At 51.0% G+C, this 6,071-nt stretch carries 7 protein-coding genes; all 7 read right to left on the bottom strand.

Annotated elements, in window-relative coordinates:
• Window positions 1–3: 3 nt before the first annotated feature.
• A complete protein-coding gene (locus HOK28_09665) occupies window positions 4–492 on the bottom strand; it encodes a hypothetical protein (GenBank protein ID MBT6433348.1) in 489 nt (162 codons plus the stop codon).
• A 28-nt stretch (window positions 493–520) separates the two neighbouring features.
• Window positions 521–937 carry a tetratricopeptide repeat protein gene (locus tag HOK28_09670; GenBank protein ID MBT6433349.1) on the bottom strand — a complete coding sequence of 139 codons (417 nt, stop codon included), beginning with the start codon at window positions 935–937 and terminating at the stop codon, window positions 521–523.
• Window positions 938–1,102: 165 nt separating this feature from the next.
• The gene (locus HOK28_09675) at window positions 1,103–1,642 is read right to left on the bottom strand and encodes a hypothetical protein (GenBank protein ID MBT6433350.1); all 540 of its coding nucleotides are present in this window, start codon (window positions 1,640–1,642) and stop codon (window positions 1,103–1,105) included.
• 129 nt (window positions 1,643–1,771) lie between these two features.
• Window positions 1,772–2,110, bottom strand: a complete 339-nt coding sequence (locus HOK28_09680; GenBank protein ID MBT6433351.1) for a hypothetical protein — start codon at window positions 2,108–2,110, stop codon at window positions 1,772–1,774.
• Between the two features lie 101 nt (window positions 2,111–2,211).
• Window positions 2,212–3,153, bottom strand: a complete 942-nt coding sequence (locus HOK28_09685) for a methionyl-tRNA formyltransferase (protein MBT6433352.1) — start codon at window positions 3,151–3,153, stop codon at window positions 2,212–2,214.
• A 24-nt stretch (window positions 3,154–3,177) separates the two neighbouring features.
• A complete protein-coding gene (gene def / locus HOK28_09690; GenBank protein MBT6433353.1) occupies window positions 3,178–3,762 on the bottom strand; it encodes a peptide deformylase in 585 nt (194 codons plus the stop codon).
• A 107-nt stretch (window positions 3,763–3,869) separates the two neighbouring features.
• The coding region (locus HOK28_09695; protein ID MBT6433354.1) for a DUF4388 domain-containing protein at window positions 3,870–6,071 on the bottom strand (2,202 nt) is incomplete at its 5' end.

Consider the following 6,071-nt stretch of genomic DNA (forward strand, 5'->3'; position numbering starts at 1 on the left):
GTCTCAGCCCCCCGAGTACTTGATGGACTCCTCGGATACATCGTCAAGCAACTGAGCAAAGACTGGCGATGATTCGAGTTGTTCTGCGATGGCCTCAAAAAAGTTTTCAACGTCTTCTTCGCTGGCACTTTCAAGAAGCTTTGCGAATTTTTTCTTTTTCTTGAGGACAGCCTTAGAAAAGAGCTCTGCCCGTTTCTTCCGGTCTGCTCCTTGGTTTTGTTTTAAAACCGCGCCGAAGGCACGAACCAAGTCGGCTAAGTCAGCGTTGCTAAACTGCAGCTTACCCGCCATTTTCTGGCCTTGAAGAGATTGAAGCCGGCTTGCGAGGCTCGCTCCCTTCATTTCAAACCCGTCTTTGGTGGTTTTCGGAGCATCTGTTTTGGCAGCGTCCCCAGTTTTTCCTGCTTCGGCGCCGGCCTTTTGAGCGGCAGCTTCCGTTACGGGTTTCGGGGGTCCTGAAGGGGGCTTTGAGCCTCCACCAATGCGCGTCATAAATTACTCTCCTCGAGTAGTTGGTCGATTAGCCAAAAACGCCTACGCCATGGGCTTCTTTGAGCGCTTTGGCAAATGCCGCCGCTGGGCTCTCGGGGTCGCAGGCAATGGCTTTATCCAGTGAGGCCAGGGCTTTGCCACTTTGATTGAGAAACAATAAAATTTCTCCAACCGCAGCATGCGCCGCTGCAGAACCCGGATTGAGTTCTACGGCTTTTTGGTTGGCCTTGAGTGCCGGATTAAAATGGCCTTGGGCAAAGTAAATATGCCCCAGTGCGATGTGCGGTACCTCAGAGTGGGGAATCAAGGCGGCAACGCCGTGAAACACTTCTTCGGCTTCCTTCATTTTTCCGAGTTCCATGTAGAGATAACCCGACTCAAGCAGCAAGGTGAGCTGCTTTTGTGGAATATCGATGATGCCTTGGACTATTTCTTGTTCGCTCATAACCCTACCTGACTTCAGTCTGTGCGGTGCCCAGATGAGTCTTTTGAGACCGTGTAAAACTCTAAGACAGCTTATGCCCAAACACAAACGCCGCGGGACCTTTGAAAGGTGCCGCGGCGTCGTAAATGATATCTCAATCGGTGCCCCCAACAAGGCTGGCCGATATTATCTAACGTTTTGAATCATACCCTTAGCAGTGTCGTGCTTGGTCTTCATGACGTTCGAAATGGCAGTAAACTTGCGGTTTTCCTGCTGCATATCCTGCTGAAGGTTTAAATACTGCAGGTTGAACTGTTGGTTCATTTCCTGCATTTCTCGAGTTGCTTGCATCATGATCGCGCCTTCACTACCGCCTGCGGCCAGTGATGCTACGGAATCCATGGTGCCACTTCCACCGCTCACACCTTGTGAGCCTCCACCTACAACGCTGCCTGAGCCTGCGCTAAGACCGGTTGAGTTTGGAGCTGCAGAACCACCAGATTGAGCTGATTTCAATGAACCAAGCCCTGTAATGGCTGCTGAGAGCACTGCGCCACCTGGAATGAATGGAGCAGCCATGTTGCCTGCATTCATTACCGTGTTTGCGCTTTTAGACAGCCCTGTACTTAGAACATCACCGAAACTTGTTCGTGAAGTCTGGCGTGATCGGCTGCTATCGATTTGGACCCTAAGGCCTGCGTTGTTGTCAGAACTAATTCGGCTCATAATAAATCTCCTCCGCGTCTCGGGTATCGTTTTGGGGGCGTCCCGATGACGACCGTTTTGCCTTGTGTTGGTACATTATCCGCAGGGTCCGATTTGGGTTGAAAAAAAACCGATACATTAAAAATCATTCTATCCTGCAGGGTTACCTTCCATGGAAGTCTTGGTTTGGAAGAGATAGTCCATTAAATCGGCCGCGCGCTCGACTGCAGCGATCGCTTTTTTCGAAGCAGATTTATCTTTTGGGGTCGTTGCTCCCGCATCAAACTGCTCTAAGTTGCCGAGAATACTTGATAATTGCGTCGAAACACCATCGGGTGTCTCTGCTTCGAGTAGTTTCTCGATTCGAGCGAACCCTACGGACTGACTTTCGGGTGTAGGAGCACTCGCTTGTTTTGGGGTGACGGGCCCAGCAGGGGCGCCGGCTTGCATGTCACCGATTTTAAAGGATTTTAGCTCGTCGTCGGCCATGATGGCTCCTTGAGACTTAAAAGTTTCCAAACGAAAATGACGATCGTCTGTACTATTACTATGACTCAAACCCATGTGGCAGGCAATTGCCATGCTGCTGCTCAAGATCCCAATTGGTCCCCAGCTTTAGGACCTTTGCCCGCAACCCAAGATGATGCGTCCATCAGTTTGCTCCCAGCAGGTTTTACTTCTTGGACCAGCAGGCTTTGCTCACCGCAAGCAATCTGCAGGCCGCGCTTATTGGCCTGGATAACGTGGCCGGGTGTTCCGCTCTCTAGCGCAAGAGCGGCCTTGGTGATCACAACGCGGGTATCACCAAACATTGTAAACGTACCTGGCCATGGATGGTGGGCACGTAATTGACGTTCGAGAATGGCCGCAGGCTTAGAAAAGTCCAGACGACCATCTTCTTTAGAGAGCATCGGGGCATGGGTGGCCAAGCTGTTGTCTTGTGGCTCGGGTGTGCTTTGGCCGCTCAAAATGTCTTCGAGTTGATCAATCAGAAGTTTGGCACCCAACTCTGCGAGTTTAACTGTAAGGGTTCCACAAGTATCGGTGGGCGCAATAGTTATGGCGCGCATGGCGTGAACGTCGCCAGTGTCCATACCTTCATCGAGTTGCATAATGCTGACACCGCATTCAGCGTCGCCATTTACAATGGCTTGGGTAATCGGTGAGGCGCCTCGGTACTTGGGAAGCAGGGACGCGTGAACATTGACGCAACCGAGCTCAGCCATTTCTAAGACCGACGTTGGCAAAATTTTACCGTAGGCCGCGACCACTACAAGATCAGCCTTAAATTCGCGCAAGGCTTCCAGCGATTCAGCTTTTCGTACGCTTTTAGGTTGGTAAGTGGGGATACCGCGTGAGTCTGCCGCTGTTTTCACTGGGCAAGGGGTAAGTTTACGCCCTCGACCCGCTCGCTTATCCGGCTGAGTGACCACACCAACGATCTGACAGAGGTCTGGCCGTTCGGCCAACATGGTAAGGCTTGGGACCGCAAAGGCTGGAGAGCCCATAAAAAGAATGCGTTTTGTATTCACGATGTAGACGCCTGGAAATGAGAGTTAGAGATTGGCCGCGGCTTCAACGCCGTCGTCAATGCCCGACTTTTTAATTTTGTTCATTTTGCGCTTCACAGAGTCGCGCTTGAGCCTGGATAGGTATTGAACAAACACCTTGCCGTCTAAGTGATCGATTTCATGCTGAAGAGCCACGGCATAAAGACCGGCGGCTTCAAGTCGAAAGATTTCACCATTTCGGTTCAGGGCTTCAATCTCGATGTGTTCCGCGCGGGTGACTTCATCGGTATAGCCAGGGACCGAAAGGCAGCCTTCCTCCCAGACAATGGAGCCTTGTCGTGCCACAATCTTAGGGTTGATAAATTCCTGTGCTCCCTTAAACAAAAAGGCATCCAGCTCATCTTGGATTTCGGGGGTATCAGCCGCCTCTTTGGATGGGTCCAAATCAATGACCAAAACCCGAACGGGTTCAGCAATTTGCGTTGCCGCAAGCCCAACACCATTGGCTTCGTACATGGTTTCAAACATGTCATCTACGAGGGTGCGGATACTGTCATCCACATTTTCAACCGCCTGAGCCACTTCACTGAGTGCTGGATCGGGCCAAATTCTGATTTTGCGAACCGCCATATCAACTCCTTATGAGGTTCCAATGTCACGCCACAGTCATAACGTCAACAGGATCCGGTCTTTGGGAACATATCATATTTACAGACGATTTCGGGGATTTAGAGAGATTATGAGCGGGGTAGGTTGCGAGCGTAGGCAAGCCTTAGGCTGTCGTCTTGCAATACATCGTAGGCATCATCCAACACCCGTTCAATTTCAATAAGTTCGCGCTTGTATTGATTACAAACAGCATCAGAGAAATTGGTTGGGGCGTATTCTTGGATCAGCTTTTTATGGGCTTGGGTAATTTCGTAAGGGGTTGCCTGACGAGAAACACCCAAGATCGTAAAATAGTCCTGATGCCGAGTTTGTTCGACTTTATCTTCGAGTCGGCGACGATCGAGTAGGTCGGCGGAAGAGGAACCGTCTAGGTTGTAACCTTCGTTTCCTCTTACGAGTACTTGGACTAGGTCCAAAGTAAGTAGACCGGCCATCACTTGATAAATCGCCAGCGGCCCGAGGCCTGTGCTGAAGACAATTTCTTCAATATTTCGGGTTCCATCGAGCATCCGCACGGCCTGGCGCTCTCGAGCCTCGAGTCCAAGAAGCTCAGCGTCGAGTTGACCATCTGCAAGAGGCTTAAGAAGCGTACTTGGTGGACCGACGACGGTCATGAGCCGTGGCAGTAAATATTTACGCCGGATACCTTCAATGATTAGGCTACGCGGGTCATCACGCAATCGAACCTTTTGGTCTTCTTCGATTTCTTCTTCTCGAAACTGATAGCTTGCTTGTTGCCACTCGAAAATACTCGCGCACACTTCTTTAATGTGACCACGAACGGATTCGAATAGTTCTTCGGGCTTGAGCTGGCCTTCGGCAACCAAGAGAGCACCAATCCGTCGGCTACCTTGAATATTACGCAGACGAAGTGATTGGTATTGGGCGCGAGTAATTTTTCCTTCTCGGTAGAGGAAGTCTTCAATCTTGTCGAATCTCTGATTGGAGAACGTTTCTACTGGCGAGCCGCGCTCGAAATAAACAACTTTGTGAATGTCTTGGTGGTGAAAATCGACGCGCCCACTGACTTGTTTACGCCAGATATCGGTAAAGAGAATCGCGACTTCGTTCGGGCCTTGGATGGTACCGTGGCCTGCTTCAATGCTTCCCTGCGATTGACCAAGAGATGTGTTGCTCTTGGCGCCGGGCATGGCTGCAGGTTGACGGGACTCAGCCATTGCCTTCGTGTGACTAAAGGCTTGCGGAGCCGGTGAAGGGTGTCCGTAAACCGATTGCATGTTTTCGCGGAGCTCGGGCTCAAGGTTTGGATCTAGAGCATCCACTCTGCGCTTCTCTTGATTCTCTTGGTAGAGACGCTCTTGATCGAGTTGCAAACGAACATTTTGTTCGGTTTGACGACGGATGTCATCCTCGATGTGTTGGCGTTCTTGTTGCTCTTGGAGGCGCCGCGTGGCTTCTTCATTTTCTTGGCGAAGCAGTTGTTGTTCTTGGTCTCTCAACTGATCTTCGAGTTTAGAGCGTTCCTCTATGCCGCTGCGCCACCGCTCCTGATCATCTGAACGACGTCGTAGTTCGTCTTCCAGTTGGCCTTTACTCGACTGGATGTAGTCTTTGAGTTCATCGGCGAGTTTGTCAGCTCTGGCCTGGGCCTGTTCTTTTTCCTGCTTGAGTCGTTCTTTCTCTTCAGTTGCCCGCTTTTCTCGTTCGCTGAGCCGTGCCTGGTCTTGCTCAAGACGTCGCCGCTCTTCTTCTTCTTTTTTATAGCGACCGCTCTCATCCGTGAGTTTTAAACGCGTCTCTTTGAGTTGTTCTGCAAGCTCTCGAATCTCTTCAAGCTGCTTATCCACCGTGGCCTCAATCGCCATGTGATGATTGGCGGTTTCGGTTTCATGAGCGTGGTGTTTCTCTTCGAACTCTTCAAGCGCTTTCTTAGACGCTTCCTGAAGTTCATCAATCTTCTGGTTCTTTTTCAGGAGTGATGAAGTTCGCTCTTTGAGTTCCTTATTGAGTTTTTCTTCAGTTTGGGCAGCGGATGTAACTTTCTCTTCGAGTTCTGCTTTGGCCTGTGCCTCTTGTTCGAGCTGTGCCTTGATCGCGTTAAGCTCATCCTGAAGTGCTTGAGCACGTTGGTTCGCTTCGTCGAGTAATGCAGGGTCTGCGCCCGTCGCCGTTGCTGGCGCTGCCTCAGCTGGTGCAGCTTCTACTGGTGCAGCTTCTACCGGTGCAGCTTCTACCGGTGCAGCTTCTACCGGTGCAGCTTCTACCGGTGCAGCTTCTACCGGTGCAGCTTCTACCGGTGCAGCTTCTAC

The organism is Deltaproteobacteria bacterium (assembly GCA_018668695.1).
In the GTDB taxonomy this organism is placed as follows: domain Bacteria; phylum Myxococcota; class XYA12-FULL-58-9; order XYA12-FULL-58-9; family JABJBS01; genus JABJBS01.